Source organism: Paracoccus sp. T5 (assembly GCF_048538155.2).
Classification (GTDB): Bacteria; Pseudomonadota; Alphaproteobacteria; order Rhodobacterales; family Rhodobacteraceae; genus Paracoccus.
Genome location: NZ_CM135809.1, coordinates 1,477,883 through 1,503,196 on the forward strand (window position 1 = coordinate 1,477,883; position 25,314 = coordinate 1,503,196).

A 25,314-nucleotide genomic window follows, 5' to 3' on the forward strand; every position below is an offset into this window, starting at 1 on the left:
GCAGGCGGAACCTGCGCCCGTGGCGGGCGTTGGCCCGCAACGTCCGCGCGCATCCGCGCCAGTCCCCAGAGGTGTCCCCGTGTTCAGATCCAGCGTCCCGTTTGCCTGCGCCCTTCTTCTTGCGGCCTGCGATACCGTTCCCTTGCCGCCCCCGCAGGATGCGCAGCCCCCGGCGGAACAGGCGCTGGCCGCCCAGTGCAGCGGCGATGCCACTCTGTCGGCGCGGCTCAGCAGCGCCGTGAACGCCGCGCGCTCGGCCGAAGGCAAGACCCTGCTGGAAACGGTGGCCCCGCTGGACCAGATCGCCCAATCCCATGCCTGCGACATGGCCCGCATGGGGCGCGCCAGCGTCGCGGGGTCGAACGGATCGAACGTGGTGGATCGGGCGCGCGCGGTGGAGTATCCGACCTGCGGCGTCGTGCAGCTGGTCGGGGCGGGCGGCACGCCGGAAGGCACGGTCTCGGCCTGGCTGGTGCCCGGCCCGCAGCGGGAGCAGGTCCTGGGCCAGCTGAGCTACCAGATCGGCAGCGGCGTGGCCCGCGGGTCCGATGGGCGCCTGTGGCACAGCACCGTCCTGGGCAACAACTGCCAGTAGTGCATCCGGGGCGATCCGGATCACCGACATGAAAATGCCCCGCCGGTTGATCCGGCGGGCCTTTCGCTGTTCGATAGTACTGCCTTATTTCTCGGGCAACAGCCCGCGCGGGGCAAAGCGCAGCACCAGCAACAGCACCAAGCCCATGGCGATGAAGCGCATGTGCGGGGCGCTGTCCAGCAGATGCGCCTTGAAGGCGCTGTCGGGCAGCGGGCCGGTCAGCAGGGCGATCAGGGCAGGGCCCCAGACCTCGGCCTTGATCCACAGGAACCAGATCGTGACCGATCCCAATACCGCGCCCCAGTTGTTGCCGGACCCGCCCACGATGACCATGACCCAGATCAGGAAGGTATAACGCAGCGGGTTGTAGCTGGTCGGCGCCAGCAGCCCGTCCAGCGTGACCATCATCGCGCCCGCGACCCCGATCACCGCCGATCCCAGGATGAAGACCTGCAGGTGGCGGCGGGTGACGTCCTTGCCCATCGCCTCGGCCGCGGTCTCGTTGTCGCGGATGGCGCGCATCATGCGGCCCCAAGGCGATTTCAACGCCAGTTCCGCCAGCAGGATGATGACCAGCAGCACCACCAGGAAAAGCGACATATAGCTGAGCTTGACCCAGATGCCCGACGCCTCAGCCGCCGGAAAGCCCCAGCCCGCCGCGAAATCGACGAAATCCGCGTTGCGCTGCAGGTCGACCTCCTGCGCGACGGGGCGCGGGATCGAGGTGATGTTCTTGACGCCGCGCGCCAGCCAATCCTCGTTCTTCATGACGGCGACGATGATCTCGCCGATGCCCAGGGTCGCGATCGCCAGGTAGTCCGAGCGCAGGCCAAGCGCCACCTTGCCGACCGCCCAGGCCGCGGCGGCCGCGAAAAGCCCGCCGACCAGCCAGGAGAACAGGACCGGCAGGCCAAGGCCGCCGATATTGCCGTTGCGGGCCGGGTTGTTGGCCTCGATCGCGGTCACGGCCGGATCGAACAGCCAGCGATAGGCCACGAAGCCCGCGATCAGGACGACCGTGACGATGATTCCGCTGCGGGTGCGCGTCCAGGCCAGCTTGGCCATGGCCAGCGTTCCCAGGCCGACCACCAGGGCCAGCAGCAGCCGGGGCACGCCCGCCTGCCACGCGCCCTCGACCGGCGGCAGCGAGATCAGGACCGGGGCCAGCGCGCCCATGGCCAGAAAGCCCACGACCCCCACGTTGAAGAGGCCCGCATAGCCCCATTGCATGTTCACCCCAAGCGCGGTGATCGCCGAGATCAGCCCCATGTTCAGGATCGCCAGCGAGGTGTTCCAGCTGCCCGAGAACATGCTGTTGCGGACGGTGCCTTCCAGCACGAACAGCGCGGCCAGCACCGCGAACAGGATCGGTGCGCGCCACGGGCTGGAGGAGGTTGCGGCCTGACGGTTGGTTGCCATGATGGTTCCCCCTTACACCGATTTGCCGCGGAACAGGCCGGTGGGCCTGAAAAGCAGCACGACGATCAGAATGACGAAGCTGACCGCGAACTTGTATTCCGTGCCCAGCAGCTGCATCAGCCCGCCCGGCTCGTACCAGGGGGCCAGGTAGCCCACGACCTTGACCCAAGGGTAAGTCACGGCGACCTCGGAGAACGCCACCAGGAACCCGCCCGCGATGGCGCCGACCGGGTTGCCCAGGCCCCCCACGATGGCCGCCGCGAAGATCGGCAGCAGGATCTGGAAATAGTTGAAGGCCTTGAAGGATTTGTCGAGGCCGTAAAGCGTCCCCGCGATGGTCGCCAGGCCCGCCGCGATGATCCAGGTCAGGCGCACCACGCGTTCGGGGTCGATCCCCGACAGAAGGGCCAGGTCCTCGTTGTCGGAATAGGCGCGCATCGCCTTGCCGGACTTGGTCCGGTTCAGGAACCAGAACAGCGCGGCAACCACCAGGATGGCCACGACCAGGGTCAGGGCCTGCGTGCTGCGCAGGGCCAGCCCCTCGGGCAGGCCGGTCATCTCGCGGAAGGTGCGCACGTCCATGATGAACCGTGCCCCGTCGTCAAACCGGTATTCGTCCACCCCGATCAGCAGGCGCGTCAGGCCGTTCATGACGAACATGACGCCGACCGAGGCCATGACCAGGATGATCGGCGCGGCCTTCTGCCGGCGATAGAACTTGTAGACCGCGCGGTCGGTCCCCAGCACCAGCAGCGCGGTCAGCGCGATGCCGATCGGCAGGGCGATCAGCGCGGTGGGCAGCGGCCCGGCCGTGATGCCGAGGGCCTGCAGACCCCAAGTCAGCAGGATCACGGTCGCCGTGCCAAAGGCCATGGTGTCGCCATGCGCGAAGTTCGAGAACCGCAGGATGCCGTAGATCAGCGTGACGCCAAGCGCGCCAAGCGCCAGCTGCGCGCCATAGGCGGCCGCCGGAATGAAGACGAAGTTCAGAAAGACCACGAGGGCATTCAGGAAATCCACGGCTTAGCCCCCCAGGAAGGTGCGGCGCACCTCATCGTTCTGCATCAGTTCCTTGCCGGTGCCGGTATGGGCATTCGCGCCCTGCACCAGCACATAGGCCTTGTCGGCGATCATCATCGCCTGGCGGGCGTTCTGTTCGACCATCAGGACCGGCAACCCGCCGCGCGCGATGGCGATGATGCGGTCGAACAGTTCGTCCATGACGATGGGGCTGACGCCCGCGGTGGGTTCGTCCAGCATCAGGACCTGTGGCTGCGTCATCAGCGCCCGACCCACCGCCACCTGCTGGCGCTGACCGCCCGACAATTCGCCGGCGGCCTGACGGCGCTTTTCGGCCACGGCGGGAAAGAGGTCATAGACCTGTTCCATCGTGGCCTTGATCTCGTCGCGGCGGATATAGGCGCCCATCTCCAGGTTTTCCTCGACCGTCATGGACGGGAAGATGTTGTTCACCTGCGGGACGAAGCCCATGCCCGCCTTGACCCGGTCCTGCGGGTTCAGCGCGGTGATGTCCTGGCCGTTCAGGCGCACGCTGCCCTGGCGCAGGTTCAGCATGCCGAAGATCGCCTTCATCGCGGTCGACTTGCCGGCGCCGTTCGGGCCGACGATCACGGCGATCTGGCCCTGTTCGACCGCGATGGTGCAATCATGCAGGATGTCGGCACCCTTGCCATAGCCGCCGGTCATGTTCTCGCCGATCAGGAACGGATCGCCTGCGCGCCCCGCGCCCACAGGGCCGGACCGGCGGGTGCCGTCGATGGTGCCCATGCCCTTGCTGTTGACCACCGACGCGTCGCGGTTGCCGCGGTTGCCGAAGGTCGCATTCTGATCGCTCATGCGCCCACCATGTCCTTGTTCTTCAGGCCGGTGCCCAGATAGGCCTCGATCACCGCCTCGTTCTTCATGATGTCCTGAGCGCTGCCCTTGGCCAGGACCTTGCCCTCGGCCATGACGATCACCGGGTCGCAGAGCTTGCCGATGAAGTCCATGTCATGCTCGATCACGCAGAAGGTATAGCCGCGTTCCTTGTTCAGGCGGATGATCGCGTCGGCAATGGTCATCAGCAGGGTGCGGTTCACACCGGCGCCGACCTCGTCCAGGAAGACGACCTTGGCGTTGACCATCATCGTGCGGCCCAGCTCCAGCAGCTTCTTCTGACCGCCCGACAGGTTGCCGGCCTTTTCGTGGGTCAGGTGGCGGATGGTCAGGAAATCCAGCACCTCGTCCGCCTTGCGTCGCAGCTCGGCCTCCTCGCGCTCGATCCGGCCGCGCTGGAACCAGGTCTTCCAGATCGTCTCGCCCGCCTGCGCGCCCGGGACCATCATCAGGTTCTCGCGCACGGTCATGCTGGCGAATTCATGCGCCAGCTGGAAGGTCCGCAGCAGCCCCTTGTGGAACAGCGCGTGCGGGGGGAGGCCGGTGATGTCCTCGCCATCCATCAGCACGCGTCCCGAAGTGGGCGGCAGGACGCCCGCGATGACGTTGAACAGCGTCGACTTGCCCGCGCCGTTCGGGCCGATCAGCCCGGTGATCGATCCGGTTTCGATCGTCAGTCTGGCGCCGTCGACGGCACGGAACCCGCCGAAATGTCTGTGAAGGTCCTCGACCTTGATCATGCTTTCTACTTCCCTGTCTTCACATTCGGGGTGAAGATGTGCCGTCAAGCGGCTCTTATCATTGCAAAATGGCCCGGCACCCATAAGGTGCCGGGCCGTATCGCCTCAGCTGCGATCAGCGATAGCCGACGACCTCGATCTTGCCATCGGTGAACTGGATCTCGCGGTAGGAGCCGGCCGATTCACCGGCGCCCACCATCTCGACCGCCGTGGCGCCGACATAGTCGACGTCGCCGCCGCCGTTGATGATCTCCAGCGCCTTGGCCAGGTCGCCCGGCAGGATCTTTTCGCCCGGCTCGTTGGCGACATCCATGATGCTGCCCTTGTAGGAGGCGGGATCGGTGCTGCCGGCCTTCGCCATGGCCAGCATGATCAGCGCGGCCGCATCATAGGCCTCGGCCGAGAAGGCGCCCGAGCCGTCAAAGCCCGCCTCTTCCGCCATCGACAGGTACTTGTCGCGGCCCTCGCCCTCGGCGGCCGGGTTCTGGCCAAAGCTGCCGTCGATCTCGGTGCCGAAGTTGGTCTCCAGCGCGGTGCCGACCATGCCGTCCGGGAAGACGAAGGTCTCGAAGGCACCGGTGTCCAGCGCCGCGCGCACCACGCCCGAACCGCCTTGGTCCACATAGCCCGCCACGACCAGCGCATCGCCGCCCGCCGCCGCAAGGGCCGCAACCTCGGCCGAATAGTCGGCCTTGCCGTCGTCATGGGCGCTGTTGACGGTGACGGTGCCGCCCTTGGCCTCGTAGGCGGCCTGGAAGCTGTCGGCCAGCCCCTTGCCGTAGTCGTTGTTGGTATAGGTGACGGCCACGGTCTCGACGCCGCGTTCCATGAGGATGTCGGCCATCACTTCACCTTGGCGCGCGTCCGAGGGCGAGGTGCGGAAGAACAGCCCGTCATCCTTGATCGTCGAGAGCGCCGGCGAGGTCGCCGAGGGCGAGATCATCACGATGCCGTTGGTCTTGGCGACATTTTCCAGCGAGGCGATCGTCTCGCCCGAGCACATGCCACCAATGATGCCCTTGACGCCTTCGGAGGCGATCAGGCGTTCCACGGTGGCGGTGGCCGCCGCGGCATCGATGCAGGTGGAGTCGCCGGTTACCGGCGTGACGGTCGTGCCGTCCAGCAGCAGGCCGGATTCGCTGACTTCCTTCATGGCCATTTCGGCGCCCTGCTGCATCGCGGGTGCCAGGGATTCCAGCGGGCCGGTGAAGCCGAGCGAGATGCCCAGCTTGATATCTTCAGCGCCTGCGGCACCGGCGATCAATGCGCCGGCGGCGGTCGCAAGAAGAAGCTTTCTCATTCGATGTCTCCCAGTTGGAACGTTGTCCTGGAAGGCAGGTTAGAAGCGCGAAAATGAAAAAGAAAGTGCGATGTCGCGACGATTTGCATGGTCTTAAGGATAGATTGTCCAAGTTGACCTAACGCCACCCAAGCCTTTCGTCACGACGCACCAGGCGTCCGCCCAGGGTCATCACCAGCCAGCCGATCAGGAAGCCCAAGGCCGCGGCGACCAGCCCGGCACGGGTCAGGGGCAGGGCGGGGCTGAAATCGCCCCAGGTCGCGCGCAGCGTCTCGGTGTCGCGAAGGCGGTGCGGCAGCAGCATCCGTTCCAGCGGTCCTGCCAGGCGCAGCATCTGGAGGTCGGACCGCGCCCGGTCCAGCCTGCGGAAGGCGTGGCGCATGTCCTGCTGATGGGCGTCGCGGAAGGCGCTGCCGGACAGATCCGCCAGCGCCTCGGTCCGGGTCAGCCCGGCGCGGGTGGCGCTGGCGTCGAATTCCTCCGCCACCCGCGACAGCGCGTCGATCTGCCCGCCAAGGCGCTGCACATACTGGTCGCTGAAGGCCGGGAACTGCGACAGGACGGCGGCAAGGACCGCCGCCACCAACAGTCGCAGCAGCCCGATCATCTGTCCTGAACCGACAGGCCCAGCACCGGCTGATAGATCTGCTGCAGGCGCGCAATGGCGTCCTTGGGCGAGATCTCCTCGCTGGTGCCGGTGCGGCGGTTGGTCAGCTCGACCTTGTTGTTGGCCAGGCCACGCGGGCCGACCGTGATCCGCCAGGGCAGGCCGACCAGGTCCATCGAGGCGAACTTGGCGCCCGCCCGTTCATCGCGGTCGTCATAAAGCGGGTCCAGCCCGCGCGCCTGCAGCTCGGCATAGATCGCCTCGCAGGCGCTATCGGTCGAATTGTCGCCCTGCTTCAGGTTGACGATGCCGACATGGAAGGGAGTCACGCCCTCGGGCCAGATGATGCCGCGCTCGTCGTGGTTGGCCTCGATGATCGCACCCAGCAGGCGGCTGACGCCGATGCCGTGGCTGCCCATGTGGACCGGCACGCGCGCGCCGTCGGGTCCCACGACCGTGGCGCCCATCGGTTCGGAATATTTGGTACCGAAATAGAAGATCTGCCCGACCTCGATGCCGCGGGCGGTGCGGCGACGCTCTTCGGGGATCTGGTCGAACAGCGCCTGGTCATGCGTCTCGTCGGTGCGGGCATAGCGGCTGGTGAACTCCTCCAGCACGCCCTGGCATTCCTCGACGCTGTCATAGTCGATGGCGCGGTCGCCAAAGGTCAGGTCGGTGATCTGGCTGTCATAGAACACCTCGGATTCCCCAGTTTCCGCCAGCACCAAGAATTCGTGGGTATAATCGCCGCCGATCGGCCCCCCGTCGGCCCGCATCGGGATCGCCTGCAGGCCCATGCGCTCATAGCTGCGCAGATAGCTGACCAGGTGGCGGTTATAGGCGTGCAGCGCGTCCTCCTTGGTCAGGTCGAAGGTATAGCCGTCCTTCATCAGGAACTCGCGCCCGCGCATCACGCCGAACCGCGGGCGGATCTCGTCGCGGAACTTCCACTGGATGTGGTACAGCGTCAGCGGCAGGTCCTTGTAGCTGTTCACATGGCTGCGGAAGATGTCGGTGACCATCTCCTCGTTCGTGGGACCGTACAGCAGGTCGCGCTTGTGGCGGTCCTTCACGCGCAGCATTTCCTCGCCATAGTCGTCATAGCGGCCGGATTCGCGCCACAGGTCGGCGGGCTGCAGGGTCGGCATCAGCATCGGGATATGCCCGGCACGCTGCTGTTCCTCGTGGACGATCTGCTCGATACGCTTGAGAACCTTGAAGCCCAAGGGCAGCCAGGAATAGATGCCCGCCGTCTGCTGCTTGATCATGCCGGCGCGCAGCATCAGCCGGTGGCTGACGATCTGCGCCTCCTTGGGGTCTTCCTTCAGCACGGGCAGGAAATAACGCGACAGACGCATGGTCGGAGGTCCTTCAAAGCGGTTCGGGCGCAGGGTTAACGGATCGGCCCCTGCTTGCCAAGCATCGCGCTTGCAACCGCCGCGGCCCGGCGGCACATTCGCGACATTCACAGCAAAGGTCGAAACGATGCGCATCCCCGTTCGCAAGCAGGTCATGTGGTGGGGCATCGGCGCCTTTGCGCTGCTGCTGACGCTGTGGCTTCTGGGGCAGGCGGTGCTGCCCTTCATCCTGGGTGCGGGCGTGGCCTATCTGCTGGATCCGGTGGCCGACCGGCTGGAGCGTGCGGGCCTGTCGCGGACCATGGCTGTCGTGGCCATCACCTTCGTCGTCGTGCTGGCCTTTGTCGCGCTGGTGCTGCTGGTCCTGCCGGTCCTGATCCGCCAGGCCTATGCCCTGATCGAGACGGCGCCCCAGATGATCGAGCAGGGCCGCGCCTATGTCACCGCGCGCTTTCCCGACGTGATCCCCCAGGGCGCCGGGCTGGAGCAGACGCTGCTGGACATGCAGGCGACGATCGGGGAACAGGCCGGCCGGGTGGCCGGAACCGTGCTGGGCTCGGTCCGCGGGGTGATCGGGGTGATCGCGCTGCTGGTGATCGTGCCGGTCGTGGCCTTCTACCTGCTTCTGGACTGGGACCATATGGTCTCGGCCGTCGACCGGCACCTGCCGCGCGAACATGCCCCGACCGTCCGCCAGCTGGCCTCCGAGATCGACGACGCCCTGTCGGGCTTCGTGCGCGGGCAGGCGGTGGTGATCCTAATCCTGGGCACCTGGTATGCCTTTGGCCTGATGCTGGTGGGACTGCCCTTCGGCTTCTTCATCGGGATCATGGCGGCGGTTCTGTCCTTCATCCCCTATGTGGGCGTGCTGATCGGGGGGGCCACGGCGATCGGCGTGTCGCTCTTCAGCTTCTGGGGGGACCCGCTGTGGATCGGCGCCGTCGTCGCGATCTTTGCTATCGGCCAGATCGTCGAGGGCAACTATCTTCAGCCCAAGATCGTCGGCGGGCATGTGGGGCTGCACCCGGTCTGGCTGCTGCTGGCGCTGTCGGTCTTCGGCGCCTTGTTCGGCTTCGTGGGCCTGGTCATGGCGGTGCCGATGGCGGCGGCGCTTGGCGTGCTGGCGCGCTTCATGATCGCGCGCTATCGTGACAGTCCCCTTTACACCGGGCAGGCGGTGCCCCAAGAACCCGCGCAGCCGATCCTGGTCGAGATGGTCCCGACCGGCACCGTGGCCGACCGGCTGCGCGCCGCCCGGCTGGCGGTCGACCGCGTCCGCAGCCAGCAGGAGATCGACACGATGCAGGAAGACCTGATGCGCCGCAACACCGACTAGGCCCAGACCGCGTGACCCGTTTCCCCCTCTCGCGACAGCTGACGCTTGACCTGACGACGCCGCCCGCGCATGCGCGGGCCGATTTCCTGCCCGCGCCGGCAAACCACGCGGCCCTGGCGGCGCTGGACCGGCCGCAGGACTGGCCGCAGGGGCGCATGCTGCTGGTCGGACCCGAGGGCTCGGGCAAGACCCATCTGGCAGCCTTCTGGGCGGCCGAGAACGGCGCACGCCGCATCTCGGCCGCGGCGCTGCGGCCCGATGCCGCCGACCTGCTGGCGGCCGAGGGCGGGGCGGTCGTGGTCGAGGATGCCGATCACGCGGGCTTTGCGGCCGGGGCCGAACAGGCGCTGTTCCACCTGTGGAACCTCTGCGCGCCGCGCGACTGCCTGCTGCTGCTGACAGCGCGGACGCCGCCCCGGGACTGGGGCCTGGTGCTGCCGGACCTGCGAAGCCGGATGGACGCGATGCCGCAGGTGCATCTGGGCCCGCCCGACGAGGCGCTGCTGGCCGCCGTGCTGGTCAAGCTGTTCGCGGACCGCCAGCTGTCCGTGCCTGCCGGGCTGATCGACTGGCTGGTCCTGCACACCGATCGGGACCTGGGCCTGGCGCGCCGGCTGGTGACGGCCATGGACCATGCGGCCATGGCCCAGAAGGGTCCCGTGACGCGCCGCATCGCCGCAGAGCTTCTGGACAAGCTGACCGAGCGTGACGCATGATCCGGCCACCCCCGCAGACCGGATCACCATGACACAGGCCGATTTTCTCCGCTCTCCCTTTCCCGAACCCAAGGACCTGCCGGAGGGCCTGCCCGACGGCGGCGGCCGTTTCTTCAACCGCGAACTCAGCTGGCTGTCCTTCAACTGGCGCGTGCTGGACGAGGCGCGCAATCCCCGGGTGCCGCTGCTGGAGCGACTGCGCTTCGTGTCGATCAGCGCGACCAACCTGGACGAATTCTACACCGTGCGCGTGGCCGGCCTGCGCGAACTGGTGCGCGAGGGGAACACCACGCCCTCGGATGACGGGCTGACCCCGGCGGAACAGCTGTCCCTGATCAACGCCGACGCCCGCCGCCTGATGGGGGCGCAGCAGGGCGTCTGGAACGCGCTGCGGCGCGAGATGGAGCAGGAGGGCATCGTCATCCTGTCCCGCCAGCGCCTGACACGGGCCGAGGAAGAATTCCTGCACGATCATTTCGAGAACCGGGTCTTCCCGGTCCTGTCGCCGCTGGCCATCGACCCTGCCCATCCCTTTCCCTTCATCCCCAACACCGGCTTTTCCCTGGCGCTGGAACTGGCGCGCGAGACCGACGGCCGGCAGATGCAGGCGCTGCTGCCGATCCCCGCGCAGCTGCCGCGCTTTGTGCCCCTGCCGGGGGGCGAACGCTTTCTGCGGCTGGAAGATCTGCTGCTGATGCATCTGTCCAGCCTGTTTCCGGGCTACCGCGATGTCGGCCATTGCAGCTTTCGCGTGCTGCGCGACAGCGACCTGGAGGTCGAGGAAGAGGCCGAGGACCTGGTCCGCGAATTCGAGACCGCACTGAAGCGCCGCCGGAGGGGCAGCGTCATCCGCCTCAAGATCACGTCAGGATCGCCGCTGCGCCTGCGCCGCCTGATCATGGAGGAGCTGGAGGTCAGCCCGGACGAGGTGGTCGAGGTCGAGGGCCTGCTGGGCATGGCGGACCTTGCCGAACTGGTCCTGGACAGTCGCCGCGACCTGATGTGGCCCACCTTCATCCCGCGCGTGCCCGAGCGGGTGCAGGACCATGGCGGCGACATGTTCGCGGCAATCCGGCACAAGGACATGCTGCTGCACCATCCCTACGAGACCTTCGACATGGTGGTGCGCTTTCTGGCGCAGGCGGCGCGCGATCCCGACGTCCTGGCGATCAAGCAGACGCTTTACCGCACCAGCCGCGACAGCCCCATCGTCGACGCGCTTTGCGAGGCGGCAGAGGCCGGCAAGTCCGTGACCGCGCTGGTCGAGTTGAAGGCGCGCTTTGACGAAGCCGCCAACATCCGCCAGTCCCGTCGGCTGGAGCGGGCGGGCGCGCATGTCGTCTATGGCTTTGTCAACTACAAGACCCATGCCAAGATCAGCACGATCGTCCGGCGCGAGGGCGACGGCCTGGTGACCTATACCCATTATGGCACCGGCAACTATCATCCGATAACGGCACGCATCTACACCGACCTGTCGCTGTTCACCTGCAATCCGGCGCTTGGGCGGGATGCGACCAAGGTTTTCAACTACTTGTCCGGATATGTTCAACCGGCCGGGCTGGAGAACCTGTCGATCTCGCCCATCGACCTCAAGTCGCGTCTGATCGACCTGATCGGGCGCGAGGCCGAATATGCCCGTCAGGGTCGGCCTGCCGCGATCTGGGCCAAGATGAATGCCCTGATCGAAAAGGACGTGATCGAGGCGCTCTATGCGGCCAGCGCGGCGGGGGTCAAGATCAGCCTGGTCGTCCGCGGCATCTGCGGAATTCGCCCGGGTGTCAGGGGCTTGTCCGAGAATATTCGCGTGAAATCCATCGTCGGCCGTTATCTGGAGCATTCCCGGATCGTCTGCTTTGGCAGCGGCCACGGGCTGCCTTCGCCCAAGGCGCGGGTATTCATCAGTTCGGCCGACTGGATGGACCGCAACCTGAACCGCCGGGTCGAGACGCTGGTCGAATGCGTCAATGAAACCGTCAAGGCGCAGATCGTCAATCAGGTCATGGCGGCGAACATGGCAGACGAGGCCCAGAGCTGGCTGTTGCAACCCGATGGCCGCTTTCTGCGATATCTTCCGGAAGCCCGTGACGACCTGTTCAACTGTCACCGCTTTTTCATGGAAAATCCGTCACTCTCCGGACGGGGAACGGCCGGCGCCCGAGACGTTCCGGCACTGACCCATTCGGCGGATTGACGCTTTGCCCCCTGCGGGGCAGGAAGCGGGCAGAATATGGTGAAGGGCGTGAAGATGAACGGCGTGCGGACGACAAGTGGCCAGACGATCGAGCCATTCGGCAACAAGCTGCGCAAGCTGCCAAAGCGTGCCCTGACGCGGGTGGGGATCGTGGATGTGGGTTCGAACTCGATCCGGCTCGTGGTGTTCGACGGGGCCGCGCGGTCGCCGGCCTATTTCTACAACGAAAAGGTCATGGCAGGCCTGGGCCAGGACATGGCCCGCACAGGACGCCTGAACCCGAAGGGGGTCGAGCGGGGCTTTTCGGCGCTGGCGCGCTTTGCCGCGCTGGCCCGCAGCATGAATATCGAGCCGCTGACCTGCGTGGCGACCGCCGCCGTGCGCGAGGCCGAGGACGGCCCCGCTTTCCAGGCGCATGTCGAGCGCGAGACCGGCATGAAGATGTGGGTCATCGACGGCGAGGAAGAGGCGCGGCTGTCGGCGCAGGGGGTGCTGCTGGGCTGGCCGGACGCCAAGGGGCTGGTCTGCGACATCGGCGGAAACTCCATGGAACTGGCCGAGGTCGAGGCGGGCAAGGTGGGCCGGCGCGTGACCTCGCCGCTCGGGCCGTTCCGGCTGCAGCAGGTTCCCCCGGAGAAGCTCCGCGACCACATCGCCGGCATCCTGGCAGGCCTTGCCGAGCAGATGGGCACCGGCCACGAACGCATCTACCTGGTGGGCGGCTCGTGGCGGGCCATCGCGCGCTTGGACATGGAGCGCAGCGGCTATCCGATGACGGTGCTGCACGAATACCGCATGACGCCCGACGCCGTGGCCAAGACGGTGGACTGGATCGGCAAGCACGACCTGAACACGCTGCGTGCCAAGGTCGGCATCTCGTCGTCGCGGATCGAACTGGTGCCGCTGGCCTCTCAGGTGCTGTCGCAGCTGATCGAGGTGTTCCGGCCCGCCGAACTGGCCGTGTCCAGCTATGGGATCCGCGAGGGCCTTCTTTACGAGCATATGTCGGACACGCTGCGCCGCCGCGATCCGCTGATCGAGGCCGCCCGCTTCACTGAAAAGCAGATGGCGCGGCTGCCCGGTTTCGGCAAGAAGCTCTATCATTTCCTGCTGCCGCTGTTCCCGGACCTGCCGCCCGAACGCGACCGGCTCTATCGCGCGGCCTGCCTTCTGCACGATACGGCTTGGCGTGCGCATCCCGACTATCGGGCCGAGGCCTGTTTCGACAATGTGACCCGCGCCAACATGGCCGCGCTCAGCCATCCCGAACGGATCTTTTTGGGGCTGGCGCTGCTGCACCGCTACAAGAACAGCCGCGCGCAGTCGCAGATGGCGCCGCTGTTCGAACTGCTGGACGCGGAGCAGATCCGGGAGGCCGAGATCCTTGGCAAGGCCATGCGTTTCGGCGCGATGTTCGCCATTGACGACCCCGCCGATGCCGCCAAGCTGCATCCCAGTCCGGATGGACTGCTGGAATTGCGCCTGACCGGCACCGGCCGACAGCTGATGGGCGAGGTCGCGGAAGCGCGCTTCCTGTCGCTGTGCAAATCGATGGGGTTGGACTGCAGGATCACCTGATCCCGCCAAGCTGCCTTTTAACCGACAATGCAAAAAGGGCGCCCTGCGGGGCGCCCTTTCCGTCTGCCGGATGGCAGGGGGATGATTACATCATCCCGCCCATGCCGCCCATGTCGGGCATGCCGCCGCCAGCGCCCTGGCCCTTGGGCTCGGGCTTTTCGGCGATCATGGCTTCGGTGGTGATCAGCAGGCCGGCCACCGAGGATGCATCTTCCAGCGCGGTGCGGACGACCTTGGCCGGGTCGATGACGCCGAACTTGAACATGTCGCCATATTCTTCGGTCTGCGCGTTGAAGCCAAAGGCCTTGTCCGAGGATTCGCGGACCTTGCCGGCCACCACGGCACCGTCGACACCAGCGTTCTCGGCGATCTGGCGCATCGGAGCTTCCAGCGCGCGGCGCACGATGGCGATCCCCGCATCCTGGTCGCTGTTCACGCCCGTCACGCCTTCCAGCGCCTTGCCACCCTGAACCAGGGCCACGCCGCCGCCGACGACAACGCCTTCCTGAACGGCCGCACGGGTCGCGTTCAGCGCATCGTCAACACGGTCCTTGCGTTCCTTGACTTCGATCTCGCTCATGCCGCCGACGCGGATCACGGCAACACCGCCGGCCAGCTTGGCCACACGCTCCTGCAGCTTTTCCTTGTCGTAATCCGAGGTGGTTTCCTCGATCTGCTGACGGATCTGGGCAACGCGGGCTTCGATCTCGGCCTTTTCACCGGCGCCATCGACGATGGTGGTGTTGTCCTTGTTGATCGAAACCTTCTTGGCGCGGCCCAGCATGTCGATGCCGACATTCTCCAGCTTCATGCCCAGGTCTTCGCTGATGACCTGACCGCCGGTCAGGATCGCGATGTCCTGCAGCATGGCCTTGCGGCGATCGCCGAAGCCCGGTGCCTTGACGGCTGCGATCTTCAGACCGCCGCGCAGCTTGTTGACGACCAGCGTGGCCAGGGCCTCGCCTTCGACGTCTTCGGCCACGATGATCAGCGGCTTGCCCGACTGGATCACGGCTTCCAGCAGCGGAACCATCGGCTGCAGCGACGACAGCTTCTTCTCGTGCAGCAGGATATAGGCGTCTTCCAGCTCGGCGACCATCTTCTCGGGGTTGGTCACGAAGTAGGGCGACAGGTAGCCGCGGTCGAACTGCATGCCTTCGACGACTTCGACCTCGGTCTCCATCCCCTTGTTCTCTTCGACGGTGATGACACCCTCGTTGCCGACCTTCTGCATCGCGTCAGCGATGAAACGGCCGATCTGGGCTTCGCCGTTGGCCGAGATGGTGCCGACCTGGGCGACTTCGTCGCTGTCGTTCACGGGGCGCGAGGCGGCCTTGATGGCCTCGACGACCTTCGAGGTGGCCAGGTCGATGCCGCGCTTCAGGTCCATCGGGTTCATGCCGGCGGCGACCGCCTTCATGCCTTCCTTGACGATGGCCTGGGCCAGGACCGTGGCGGTCGTGGTGCCGTCACCGGCCTCGTCATTGGTGCGCGAAGCGACTTCGCGGACCATCTGGGCGCCCATGTTCTCGAACTTGTCGGACAGTTCGATTTCCTTGGCGACCGAGACGCCGTCCTTGGTGATGCGCGGGGCACCGAAGGACTTGTCGATCACCACGTTGCGGCCCTTGGGGCCAAGCGTCACCTTGACGGCATCCGCCAGGATGTTGACGCCCTTCAGCATGCGGTCGCGTGCATCCGTGCTGAACTTGACTTCTTTCGCAGCCATTTGATTCTCCTGAATTTATCGTTGAAGGAAGGGGTGCGAGATCAGGCGATGACGCCCAGGATGTCGCTTTCCTTCATGATCAGCAGCTCTTCGCCATCGACCGTCACCTCGGTGCCCGACCATTTGCCGAACAGCACGCGGTCGCCGGTCTTGACCGACGGAGCGATCAGCTCGCCCGAGTCCTTGCGCGCGCCTTCGCCGACCGAGATGATCTCGCCCTCGGCGGGCTTTTCCTTGGCGTTGTCGGGGATGATCAGACCGCCCTTGGTCTTTTCTTCGCCTTGGACGCGGCGGACCAGAACGCGGTCGTGCAGCGGTTTGAATGCCATGTGAACACTCCGATGTCTCAGGTTACAGTGTTTCGCTGTTGGCACTCACCACCGATGAGTGCCAATGGCGCTGATTTAGCTTTTGATCACCTGTCTGTCAACCGGGGACCGGCGAAGTTTTGGAGGGACGGGTGGCCCGTGGCGGGGATCTGTGGCAGGTTGCGCCCGCATCTAAGACGGAAGAAATCCCCATGCGACATGCCCTTTTTGCCCTTTTCCTGGCGATGTCTTCCGCAGGTGCGGTCCATGGGGCGCAATGCGAGGGCCGGAACCTCTTTCGCACCATGCCGGCCGATCAGTTGGACCAGATCGAGGCCGCGACCCGCGACGTGCCCTTCCGCCGGGGCCTCCTGTTTGAGGCGGTGCGGGAGGACCAGCGCATCATCCTGGTCGGCACCTACCATTTCGGTGATCCGCGCCATCAGCAGACGCTGGACCGGCTGCGCCCGCTGATCGCCGAGGCCGCCGCGCTGTATGTCGAGGCCGGCCCCGAGGAGGAGGCGCGCCTGACCCGCGCCCTGACCGAGGATCCGACCCTGATGGTCGACCCGACCGGCCCGACGCTGCCCGAACGGCTGAGCCCGCCCGAATGGCAGGCCCTGTCGCAGGCGATGTCGGATCGCGGCACCCCGGCCGTTCTCGTCTCGCGGATGCGGCCCTGGTATGTCGCGATGATGCTGGGCATCTCTCCCTGCATGATCCGCATCATGGCCGAGCAGGACGGAGAGACCGGCGGCCTTGATCACCTGCTGATCGCGGAGGCCGAGGCCGTGCGGATCCCGGTCCGCGCGCTGGAGCCTTGGGACACGGTCTTCACGCTGTTCGCGGACATGACGCCCGGGCAGGAGCTGGACATGATCCGCGCGGCGCTGCCTGCCGCCGCCCATGCCGACGACTATGCGGTGACGCTGACGGACGCCTATTTCGAGGAAGATGTCTGGAAGATCTGGGAATTTGGCCACTTTGACGCCTATGCCAATTCCGGCCTGCCGCGCGACGAGGTCGACCGCCAGATCGCCTTTGCGCAGACCCGGATGATGGACGAGCGCAACCAGGACTGGATCGAGCCGCTGACCGAAGGCGCGACTGCCGCCGCCCGGGAAGGCAAGCCCGTCGTGGCGGCCTTTGGCGCCCTGCATTTGCCCGGAGAGCAGGGTGTGTTGAACCTGCTGCGTCAGGAAGGCTTCACAATCACGCGCCAGCCGCGGTAACCCGTGCAGGCTGCCCTTTCAGGCCCTTATTGTCCGTTCAGCACCCCGAGCGCATGGGCCTGGTTGCCCTTCTGATAGGTGATCCGGCTGTCGCCGATGGCCGTGATGGTCCCGCCGTTGATGCGGTCACCGATGCGCAGGGTCAGGACCCGCCCGTTCGACAGCCGCACCAATGCGCGACTGGCCTGGCCCGCGCCGATGGTGCCGATGATCTGGGTGCTGTTCAGGCGGATGCCGTCCTTGACCGTAGCGCTGGCTGCGGCACTTCCCACGGCGGCCTTGGGAACGGCGGCCACGACATCGGGTTCCTGGTCGATTTCGGGCGGCTGATAGCGCTGGTTGCGGGAAGCGGCGGCGCGGGCCTCGGCCTCGGCTTGGGCACGGGCGCGGGCCTCGGCCGCGGCGCGGGCCTGCGCCTCGGCACGGGCATCGGCGGCGGCCTGGGATCGCGCCCGGGCCTCGGCCTGCGCCTGAAGTTCCGCATCCTGGCGCAGCTGTTCGGCTTGCGCGGCCTGGGCGGCCTGCGCCTCGGCCGCGGCCCGCAGATCGGCCGAGGAGGGGGCGGCGGCGATGGCGGCTGCAACCGGTGTTGCACTGGCGACCATCGCATTGGCGGCAAGACCGCCGGTCGCCGCGGCCACGGCACCCGCCGTCGAACCCACGCGCCGTGGGGGAAGGCTGGAAGAGGTCAGGGCCGTCAGCGGCACGCTGCCCGGGTGGGCCGAACTGCTCTCGATGGCCGAGGCGATGGCTGCGTCAACAGCACCCGCCGAAAGGCTCGCGGTGCTGGCGGTGGCGGTGGCGCGCAACGCGCCGGGGCGGCTGGCGGGACGGGCCGAACGGGCCATGCCGCCCGCTGCCGGAGCGGCGGCGGCGGTCTGCTTGCTGCGGCTCTCGGGGCGCTGGTCGCGCACCGCCTCCGATACCGCCTGTTCGACCGCCTGTTGCGAGGGCGCGCGAACCGCGACCGGCTTGCGCATCGGCCGTGCATCGGCCAGCTGGAAGACCAGGCCGCGTTCCGCAGGCGACAGACCTGTCGAACCGGCCTGGGCAGTGCGCAGGTCGCGCAGCTGGCGCTGGATCAGCCAGCGCTCGGCTTCGGTCAGCATCCGGGGCTCGGTGGCTTCGGGGGCGCTTCCCTCCTCCAGCGACGACAGGTCCTGCGGGCGTTGCGGGGGTCTGCCCGACAGGGCCGGGGCCGGCGCAGGGGGCGGAGCGGCAGCGGGCGTTTCCGCAGCCGGCCGTGCAGAGCGGCTGGGGCTGGGCGGACGTGCCGAGGCAGGCGCGGGGGCCTCAACCCGGCTGGCCCTGACCGGCGGCGCGGCAGGCGCAGCCGTCGGGGTCGCCGCGGCCGGCAGGGCGGCTGCCGGAGCAGCAGAGGGTCGTTCTGCAGGCCGGGACGGCGGACGCGAGCCGGTCACGGGGGCGGGCTGAGCTGCCGCGCGCGCCTCGAAGGGCAGGGGATTGGAGGGCACCACGGGGCGGCTGTCCGGGGCAGCAGGGGCCGCAGCGGCAGCGGGCGCGGCACGCGGCGGACGAGGCGAGCGGGCGAGGGCCGCAGCGGTCGGCGCGGCTGACACTGGCGCCGCAGCCGGCGCCCGCTCGGCGGCCGAAGGCGCGGTCGCGGCTGGTTCGATGGTGGGTCGTGGTGTCGGGGCTGGGGCGGGATTGGCCGGCAGCAGCGCAGAGGTTGCGGTGGCCGCTGCCAAGGCCGCAGCGGGGATGGGCTCGGCCACCGCCGCTGCTTCTGGTTCAGTGGCGGCGGGTTCCGGTGCGGCGGCTTCGGTGACGGACGGCTGCCCGGACGCTGCGGGTTCGGCATTGGCCGATGACACGGGTTTCAAGGGCAGCGGCGTCGTGCTGGGCTCGGCCGCACCCTGACCCATCGCCTCTGCCAAGGCCCGCGAGAGGGCGTCCTGCTCTTGTGCGGGCTCTGTTGCTGTAGGCTGCTGCGGGGGTTCGGTCACCGCCTCCTCTTCCACTGCGGCTGTGGATCGGGCCTGTGCCGGGGCCGGTGCAACGGGTTCGGTTGCGGGTTCTTCGGCAATGGACGGTTCGACAGGGGCGGGCTGGGGCGCCGGCGCCTCGACGACTGCCTGCCTCTCCGATTGTCCGCCCAGGAAAATCAGCGCCAACAGCAGCACCAGGAAGAGGCCGCCCACCATGACCGGCAGGCGCGCGGGATCAAGGTGCCGCAGCCGGTCGGCCAGGGTTGGGGCCGCCGCAGGCTCCGGATCCTCGGGCCGCCGCTGCGCGCGGGCGCTGGCGGCGCGGTTGTGGACCGCTTCGGCGCGGGGCGACAGGCGCTTGGCCGTCAGTGGGCCGGACTGGCCGTGCCGGATGACGGGGCCGGTCTGTGCCGCGGTCGCCGCGTCCTCATCCGCCTCGGTCGGAGCCGCGTCCCCGACGACAGGCGCTGCCTGGGGCAGGGCGACATGGGGCGTGATGCGCGAGACCGCCACCGCCGGCGCGGCGGCAGGCATGATGTCACCTTCGATGACCGGTGCGGTGACCCTGGCCTGGCTCAGGTCCGGTTCGCTGAAGGGGCGGCGGTTGAACTGTTCCTGCGCCAGTCGCGTGGGGCCGAAATCCGGCTGGCCCTCAAAGCGGTCGTCGCCGGGCCGGGCCTGAAAGCCCGAGGGGCGGAACCCCTGGGCGCGGGCGAATTCCTCGGCCTCTTCCAGGGTGCGCTTGGCAACGGCCGCGACGCGCAGCGTCTCGATATCGCCGTTGGGGGCGGGGCACCAGTCGAAGGCCAGGTCCTCGGCCCGGTAGGGGGTCAGCCCCTCCAGCGCGCGGGCGACGGTGGCCGCCGTGTCCGATCCGAAGGGCACCGTCAGCGTGGTATAGAGGATCTGGTCGTCGGGAATGACAAGTACCGTGTCCAGTTCGCCCGCCTGGCCGCCCGCCTCGTCGCGCAGCGCGTTCAGCACCGAGGCCAGGTCGCGACCGGCAAATCGCGCCTGACCAAGCGGCCGCCAGCTGCGTCCGTCCCGCCGTTCAAGCTGAACGGCCTCCTGGGTAAAGCTCATGGCGAATTCGGGAGGCGCGGCTCGCTGGTTCATGGATGGTTCGCTGCTCGATTTTTGCACCACGCGATGCTTGCGCATGATGTCGTTGACCTTGACCATCACTACCGCAAATTGTGGAACGTTGAAAGAAGAACTGGCACATCTGTGATTGCTTTCACCGCTGCCGGGACTAGGCGAAAGGTCCGCGCCGGGGCATGAAGATGACATCAGGCGAGCGATCAGAAAGGATCCCCCATGCCATCGATTTTTCGTGTTTCCAAAACCCGCGGACTTGCGCTTTCGGCCGCCCTTGCGGCGCTGCTGACGACGCCGGCGCTGGCCGCGCCCCAAGGCACGTCCTGCGGCCCGATGTCGGGCCCGTCGCGCCTGACGGTCACCGGCGAAGGCCAGTCGCGCATCGCCCCCGACATGGCCACGGTGCAGCTGGGCGTGACCAGCCAGGCCGAGAGCGCGGCCGCGGCGATGGAGCAGACATCGCAGCAGCAGCAGGGGGTGATCGAGGCGCTGACCGGCGCCGGGATCGATGCCGCGCAGATCCAGACCTCGGGCCTGAACCTCAACCCGCTGATGCGCTACGGCGACGGCCAGGCGCCCGAGGTGACCGGCTATCAGGCCAGCAACCTGGTCAGCGTGCGGGTGTCGGACCTTGCCCGCTTGGGCGAGGTCCTGGATGCCATCGTCACGGCCGGCGCGAACGAGATCAACGGCATCACCTTCAGCCGCGAGGATGGCGCCGAGGCGCTGGACCAGGCGCGGCGCGAGGCGGTGGCCGAGGCGCGCCGCAAGGCCGAGGTCCTGGCCGAGGCCGCCGGGCTGACGCTTGGCCCGGTCATGACGCTGCGCGACCAGCAGACCGGCGGCGGCGGGCCGCGCCCGCTGATGCGGATGGAGGCGGCGATGGCCGATTCCGTGCCGGTCCAGGCGGGTGAGATGGAGATGACGGCCCTGGTCGAAATCGAATACGCGCTGAGCGGCGACGCGGCCTGTGCCCCGATGATGGGCGGCTACCAACACGGCCAGATGGAGAGAGGGAAGGGCGGCCACGGCATGGGGATGGGCATGATGCATGCTGCCCCCGATGCCCCGGCGGGCGAGGCCGCGCCCGAGGTGGTGCCGCCGATGCCCGGCGATGGTGCCCCGGCGCCCGACGAACCCGTCGTGCCCGGCATCGTGGAGCCGCTGCCCGAGGCGCCGTCGAACTGATCGCATCCGGGGGTCCGTCACCGGACCCCCGCCACATCTCGGGCCTCAGGCCGTGGCTTGGGCCAGCGCCTGATCCAGGTCGGCGATCAGGTCCGCGGCATCCTCGATGCCGACGGACAGGCGCACCACCTCGGGTCCGGCGCCGGCGGCGCGCTGCTGGTCCTCGGTCAGCTGGCGGTGCGTGGTCGAGGCCGAGTGGATCACCAGCGACCGCGCGTCGCCCAGGTTCGCCACATGGCTGAACAGCTTCAGCGCATCGACCAGCCTGACCGCGGCCTGATACCCGCCCTTGATCGCAAAGGTGAACAGCGCGCCCGCGCCCTTGGGGTAGAGCCGCTTGGCCGTGGCGTTCCAGGGAGAGCTGTCCAGCCCGGCATAGGTGACCTTTTCCACGCGCGGGTCCTGTTCCAGCCAGGCCGCGACCCGGGTGGCATTCTCGACATGGCGCTGCATCCGCAGGCCAAGCGTCTCGATCCCCATCAGCGTGTAATGCGCGCCCTGCGGGTTCATGGTCATGCCCAGGTCGCGCAGGCCCACTGCGATGCCGTGGAAGGTAAAGGCCATGTTGCCGAAGGTCTGGTGGAAGACCATGCCGTGATAGGCGGGCTCGGGTGCCGACAGGCTGGGGAACTTGTCGCTGGCGGACCAGTCGAACCTGCCGCTGTCCACGACGACCCCGCCGGTGACCGTGCCGTTGCCGGTCATGTATTTCGTCAGGCTGTGCACGACCAGCGTCGCGCCCATCTCGATCGGGCGGCACAGATAAGGGGTAGCCAGCGTGTTGTCGACGATCAGGGGCAGGCCCGCCGCATCGGCGACGGCCGCGACGGCCGGGATGTCCGTCACATGGCCGCCCGGGTTGCTGATCGATTCGCAGAAGATCGCCCGGGTGTCGTCGTCGATGGCGGCCCGCAGCGCCTCCGGGTCGTCAAAGTCCACGAACTTGGCCGACCAGCCGAACCGGCGGATCGTGTGGCTGAACTGGGTCACCGTGCCGCCATAAAGGCGGGTCGAGGCCACCACGTTGCGCCCCGGCCCCATCAGCGGAAACAGCGCCAGGATCTGCGCCGCGTGGCCGGACGAACAGCAGACCGCGCCCGCGCCGCCTTCCAGCGCCGCCACCCGCGACTGCAGGGCGGAAACCGTCGGGTTGGTCAGCCGGGAATAGATGTAGCCGACCTCCTGCAGGTTGAAGAGCCGCGCGGCGTGGTCAGCATCGCGGAACGCATAAGCCGTCGTCTGATAGATCGGCACCTGCCGCGCACCCGTCGCCGGATCGGCCGCGGCCCCTGCATGGATGGCCTGCGTGTCGAAAGCCTGTTGGTCGCTCATTCGGTTCTCCCTTGATTTTGGCGCAGCCTATCTGCGGCGGGGCGGCCCCGGCAACGAGGAATGATCCTGCCGCCGGTTCCTGCGGGCGGCCTTACCGCCCCTGCCGGCGCGTCATGAAGGCCAGCTTTTCGAACAGCGCCACGTCCTGTTCGTTCTTCAGCAGGGCGCCGTGCAGGCGGGGCAGCATCGTCGCGGGATCGCGCTTCAGGTCTTCGGGTGCCAGGTCCTCGGCCAGGATCAGCTTCAGCCAGTCCAGGAACTCGCTGGTCGAGGGCTTCTTCTTCAGCCCCGGCGCCTCGCGCAGCGACACGAACTGCGACAGAGCCTCCTCCAGCAGGCGGGGCTTCAGGCCGGGGTAATGGACTGCCACGATCGCCTTCAGCGTCTCGGGATCGGGAAAGCGGATATAGTGGAAGAAGCAGCGGCGCAGGAAGGCGTCCGGCAGCTCCTTTTCGTTGTTCGAGGTGATGATGACGACGGGCCGGTGCGCCGCGCGGATCGTCTGGCCGGTCTCGTAGACGTGGAACTCCATCCGGTCCAGTTCCTGCAGCAGGTCGTTCGGGAACTCGATATCCGCCTTGTCCACCTCGTCGATCAGCAGGACGACCTTGGCAGGCGCCTCGAAGGCCTGCCACAGCTTGCCCTTGCGGATGTAGTTGCCGACATCGTGAACCCGCGCCTCGCCCAGCTGGCTGTCGCGGAGGCGGCTGACCGCGTCGTATTCGTAAAGCCCCTGCTGCGCCTTGGTGGTCGATTTCACATGCCATTCGATGAGGGGCATTCCCAGGCTGGCCGCGACCTGCCGGGCCAGTTCCGTCTTGCCCGTGCCGGGCTCTCCCTTGACCAGCAGCGGGCGTTCCAGCGTGACGGCCGCATTGACCGCCACGGCAAGGTCAGCTGGCGCGACATAGCGGTCGGTGCCGGTGAACTCCATGTAAACTCTCCTTTTGCGTGAGACGCTTGGCGCAATTTGCCCTGTCGGCGGCAGCATCTTGCAGATAACGCATGATTAGCCCCGTCAAGCCTAGTGACAAGCAGCACGTCATACTTTAAGGGGGCCGGCAAGGTGCCGGAATTTTTGCTCCGCCCGGCGCCGCCGGAGGACGTATGAAAGCCCAGACCTTCCTTCCCCAGGATTATCGTCCCGCCGAGGACGAACCCTTCATGAACGAGCGTCAGCTCGAATATTTCCGCCGGAAGCTGGAGGCCTGGAAACAGGAGCTGCTGGACCAGTCGGCCGAGACGCTGGAAGGCCTGCAGGACAGCGCCCGCAGCGTGCCCGACCTGGCCGACCGCGCCAGCGAGGAGACGGACCGCGCGTTGGAACTGCGCACCCGCGACCGCCAGCGCAAGCTGGTCAGCAAGATCGACGCGGCGCTGCGCCGGATCGAGACGGGCGAATACGGCTATTGCGAGATGACCGGTGAACCCATAAGCCTGCGCCGCCTCGACGCCCGCCCCATCGCGACGATGACCCTGGAAGCCCAGGAGCGGCACGAGCGCAAGGAACGTGTCCACCGCGACGAGTAATGTCGCGACCATGTGCCGGGCCCTGCCGATGATCCATCAGCAGGGCTTTTTCATGCCCGCGAAAGGAAGATCATGGCCGCTGTGCTGAGGGACCGCCCCGTGGTCGTGGTGGGCGCCGGGATCGGCGGCCTGACGGCGGCGCTGGCGCTGGCGCGGCGGGGCGCCGCCGTGACCGTGCTGGAGCGCGCGGCAGACCTCTCCGAAGTCGGCGCGGGCATTCAGCTGTCGGCCAATGCGGTGCGGGTGCTGGAGGCGCTTGGCCTGTCCGATGCGCTGGACCGCTGCAGCCTGCGAAACCGTGCCGTCCATCTGCGCGATGCCTCAGGCGCCTCGGTCCTGCGCATGGACCTGATGGCGCACCGCCCGCAGGCCCGCTTTTTGCTGATCCACCGCGCGCGCCTGATCGCGGTGCTGGCCCGGGCCGCGACGGCGGCAGGCGTGCAGATCCGGACGGGACAGGAAGTGACCGCGCCCCCCGATGCACCGCTTGTGATCGGCGCGGATGGGCTGAAGAGCCGCATCCGGGCCGCCCTGAACGGGCAGGAGGTTCCCTTTTTCACCGGCCAGACCGCCTGGCGCGCGCTGATCGCCGAAGACGTGGCCCCCCAGCCCGAAGCCCAGGTCTTCATGGGCCGCGGCCGGCACTTGGTCAGCTATCCGCTGGCAGGCGGCCTTCGCAATATCGTGGCGGTGCAGGAGCGGCGCGACTGGCAGGACGAAGGCTGGTCGCATCCCGACGCCCCGGCCAACCTCCGCGCCGCCTTTGCAGGATTTGCAGGACCGGTCCCCGGCTGGCTGTCGGCCGTGGAGGAGGTTCATGTCTGGGGGCTGTTCCGCCATCAGGTCGCCGCCCGCTGGCATGACGACGGGCGCGCAATCCTGGGGGATGCGGCGCACCCGACGCTGCCCTTTCTGGCGCAAGGCGCCGGCATGGCGATCGAGGATGCCTGGGTGCTGGCCGCCTGCCTGGATGCCGACGGGGATCAGGCGGCGGCCCTGGCCCTCTATCAGACCGCGCGCCAGCCTCGGGTGACGCGCATCGTCGAGGCGGCGAATGCCAACGCCCGCAACTATCACTTGGGGGGGCTCAAGCGGGTGGTGGGGCACGGGGTGCTGCGGCTGGCGGGGCGGGTCGCGCCCTCCTTCATGCCGGGCAGGTTCGACTGGCTCTACGACCACGACCCGGTGGCGCAGCACCCCTGAGCCGGA

Annotated in this window: 21 protein-coding genes; 9 read left to right on the forward strand and 12 right to left on the reverse strand. The window is 67.7% G+C overall.

Going from position 1 to position 25,314, the window contains the following annotated elements; all coding sequences use genetic code 11:
* Positions 1 to 79 precede the first annotated feature (79 nt).
* Positions 80 to 595 (forward strand): CAP domain-containing protein, encoded by a 516-nt coding sequence (locus ACNR9W_RS07305; RefSeq protein ID WP_419268194.1) that lies wholly within the window; start codon positions 80 to 82, stop codon positions 593 to 595.
* Positions 596 to 679: 84 nt separating this feature from the next.
* Here ACNR9W_RS07305 and ACNR9W_RS07310 read toward each other — a convergent pair whose 3' ends face one another.
* From ACNR9W_RS07310 to proS, 7 genes are all read right to left on the reverse strand, one after another.
* Positions 680 to 2,014 carry a branched-chain amino acid ABC transporter permease gene (locus ACNR9W_RS07310; RefSeq protein ID WP_419268195.1) on the reverse strand — a complete coding sequence of 445 codons (1,335 nt, stop codon included), beginning with the start codon at positions 2,012 to 2,014 and terminating at the stop codon, positions 680 to 682.
* Between the two features lie 12 nt (positions 2,015 to 2,026).
* Positions 2,027 to 3,034, reverse strand: coding sequence for a branched-chain amino acid ABC transporter permease (locus ACNR9W_RS07315; RefSeq protein ID WP_419268196.1), 1,008 nt, complete (start codon positions 3,032 to 3,034; stop codon positions 2,027 to 2,029).
* A 3-nt stretch (positions 3,035 to 3,037) separates the two neighbouring features.
* A complete protein-coding gene (locus ACNR9W_RS07320) occupies positions 3,038 to 3,871 on the reverse strand; it encodes an ABC transporter ATP-binding protein (RefSeq protein WP_419268197.1) in 834 nt (277 codons plus the stop codon).
* Entirely contained in the window at positions 3,868 to 4,650 is a 783-nt protein-coding gene (locus ACNR9W_RS07325) for an ABC transporter ATP-binding protein (protein ID WP_419268198.1), read from the reverse strand. The genes ACNR9W_RS07320 and ACNR9W_RS07325 overlap by 4 nt, the downstream gene beginning before the upstream one ends.
* A gap of 115 nt (positions 4,651 to 4,765) precedes the next feature.
* A complete protein-coding gene (locus ACNR9W_RS07330) occupies positions 4,766 to 5,950 on the reverse strand; it encodes an ABC transporter substrate-binding protein (RefSeq protein ID WP_419268199.1) in 1,185 nt (394 codons plus the stop codon).
* A gap of 118 nt (positions 5,951 to 6,068) precedes the next feature.
* Complete coding sequence (locus ACNR9W_RS07335; RefSeq protein WP_419268200.1) at positions 6,069 to 6,557, reverse strand: DUF2937 family protein; 489 nt, start codon at positions 6,555 to 6,557, stop codon at positions 6,069 to 6,071.
* Positions 6,554 to 7,915 (reverse strand): proline--tRNA ligase, encoded by a 1,362-nt coding sequence (gene proS / locus ACNR9W_RS07340; protein WP_419268201.1) that lies wholly within the window; start codon positions 7,913 to 7,915, stop codon positions 6,554 to 6,556. The genes ACNR9W_RS07335 and proS overlap by 4 nt, the downstream gene beginning before the upstream one ends.
* A 127-nt stretch (positions 7,916 to 8,042) precedes the next feature.
* Here proS and ACNR9W_RS07345 point away from each other — a divergent pair, with 127 nt between their 5' ends.
* From ACNR9W_RS07345 to ACNR9W_RS07360, 4 genes are read left to right on the forward strand one after another with little or no spacing between them, the layout of a single operon-like run.
* Positions 8,043 to 9,251, forward strand: coding sequence for an AI-2E family transporter (locus ACNR9W_RS07345; RefSeq protein ID WP_419268202.1), 1,209 nt, complete (start codon positions 8,043 to 8,045; stop codon positions 9,249 to 9,251).
* 11 nt (positions 9,252 to 9,262) lie between these two features.
* The gene (locus tag ACNR9W_RS07350; protein ID WP_419268203.1) at positions 9,263 to 9,967 is read left to right on the forward strand and encodes a P-loop NTPase family protein; all 705 of its coding nucleotides are present in this window, start codon (positions 9,263 to 9,265) and stop codon (positions 9,965 to 9,967) included.
* A gap of 28 nt (positions 9,968 to 9,995) precedes the next feature.
* Positions 9,996 to 12,161, forward strand: a complete 2,166-nt coding sequence (locus ACNR9W_RS07355) for an RNA degradosome polyphosphate kinase (protein WP_419268355.1) — start codon at positions 9,996 to 9,998, stop codon at positions 12,159 to 12,161.
* Positions 12,162 to 12,215: 54 nt separating this feature from the next.
* Positions 12,216 to 13,739: a Ppx/GppA family phosphatase gene (locus ACNR9W_RS07360; protein ID WP_419268204.1), complete on the forward strand. Its 1,524-nt coding sequence runs from the start codon at positions 12,216 to 12,218 to the stop codon at positions 13,737 to 13,739.
* A gap of 85 nt (positions 13,740 to 13,824) precedes the next feature.
* Here ACNR9W_RS07360 and groL read toward each other — a convergent pair whose 3' ends face one another.
* Both groL and ACNR9W_RS07370 read right to left on the reverse strand, forming a co-directional pair.
* On the reverse strand, positions 13,825 to 15,468 hold the full coding sequence (gene groL / locus ACNR9W_RS07365) for a chaperonin GroEL (RefSeq protein ID WP_419268205.1): 1,644 nt from the start codon (positions 15,466 to 15,468) through the stop codon (positions 13,825 to 13,827).
* A 41-nt stretch (positions 15,469 to 15,509) separates the two neighbouring features.
* Positions 15,510 to 15,797, reverse strand: a complete 288-nt coding sequence (locus ACNR9W_RS07370; protein WP_419268206.1) for a co-chaperone GroES — start codon at positions 15,795 to 15,797, stop codon at positions 15,510 to 15,512.
* Positions 15,798 to 15,988: 191 nt separating this feature from the next.
* Here ACNR9W_RS07370 and ACNR9W_RS07375 point away from each other — a divergent pair, with 191 nt between their 5' ends.
* Positions 15,989 to 17,008: a TraB/GumN family protein gene (locus tag ACNR9W_RS07375; protein WP_419268207.1), complete on the forward strand. Its 1,020-nt coding sequence runs from the start codon at positions 15,989 to 15,991 to the stop codon at positions 17,006 to 17,008.
* A gap of 26 nt (positions 17,009 to 17,034) precedes the next feature.
* Here the strand turns inward: ACNR9W_RS07375 and ACNR9W_RS07380 are convergent, their stop codons facing one another.
* A complete protein-coding gene (locus ACNR9W_RS07380; RefSeq protein WP_458478705.1) occupies positions 17,035 to 20,073 on the reverse strand; it encodes a hypothetical protein in 3,039 nt (1,012 codons plus the stop codon).
* A gap of 201 nt (positions 20,074 to 20,274) precedes the next feature.
* On the opposite strand from ACNR9W_RS07380, the gene ACNR9W_RS07385 reads away from it, so the two are divergent.
* Positions 20,275 to 21,243 (forward strand): SIMPL domain-containing protein, encoded by a 969-nt coding sequence (locus tag ACNR9W_RS07385; protein ID WP_419268209.1) that lies wholly within the window; start codon positions 20,275 to 20,277, stop codon positions 21,241 to 21,243.
* 45 nt (positions 21,244 to 21,288) lie between these two features.
* Here ACNR9W_RS07385 and ACNR9W_RS07390 read toward each other — a convergent pair whose 3' ends face one another.
* Together ACNR9W_RS07390 and ACNR9W_RS07395 are read right to left on the reverse strand one after the other, a co-directional pair.
* Complete coding sequence (locus tag ACNR9W_RS07390; protein ID WP_419268210.1) at positions 21,289 to 22,575, reverse strand: O-acetylhomoserine aminocarboxypropyltransferase/cysteine synthase family protein; 1,287 nt, start codon at positions 22,573 to 22,575, stop codon at positions 21,289 to 21,291.
* A 91-nt stretch (positions 22,576 to 22,666) separates the two neighbouring features.
* Complete coding sequence (locus ACNR9W_RS07395) at positions 22,667 to 23,509, reverse strand: AAA family ATPase (RefSeq protein WP_419268211.1); 843 nt, start codon at positions 23,507 to 23,509, stop codon at positions 22,667 to 22,669.
* Positions 23,510 to 23,682: 173 nt separating this feature from the next.
* Between ACNR9W_RS07395 and dksA the strand changes: the two genes are divergently transcribed.
* Together dksA and ACNR9W_RS07405 are read left to right on the forward strand one after the other, a co-directional pair.
* Positions 23,683 to 24,105: an RNA polymerase-binding protein DksA gene (dksA, locus tag ACNR9W_RS07400; RefSeq protein ID WP_419268212.1), complete on the forward strand. Its 423-nt coding sequence runs from the start codon at positions 23,683 to 23,685 to the stop codon at positions 24,103 to 24,105.
* 72 nt (positions 24,106 to 24,177) lie between these two features.
* Positions 24,178 to 25,308 (forward strand): FAD-dependent oxidoreductase, encoded by a 1,131-nt coding sequence (locus tag ACNR9W_RS07405; protein WP_419268213.1) that lies wholly within the window; start codon positions 24,178 to 24,180, stop codon positions 25,306 to 25,308.
* Positions 25,309 to 25,314: the final 6 nt, after the last annotated feature.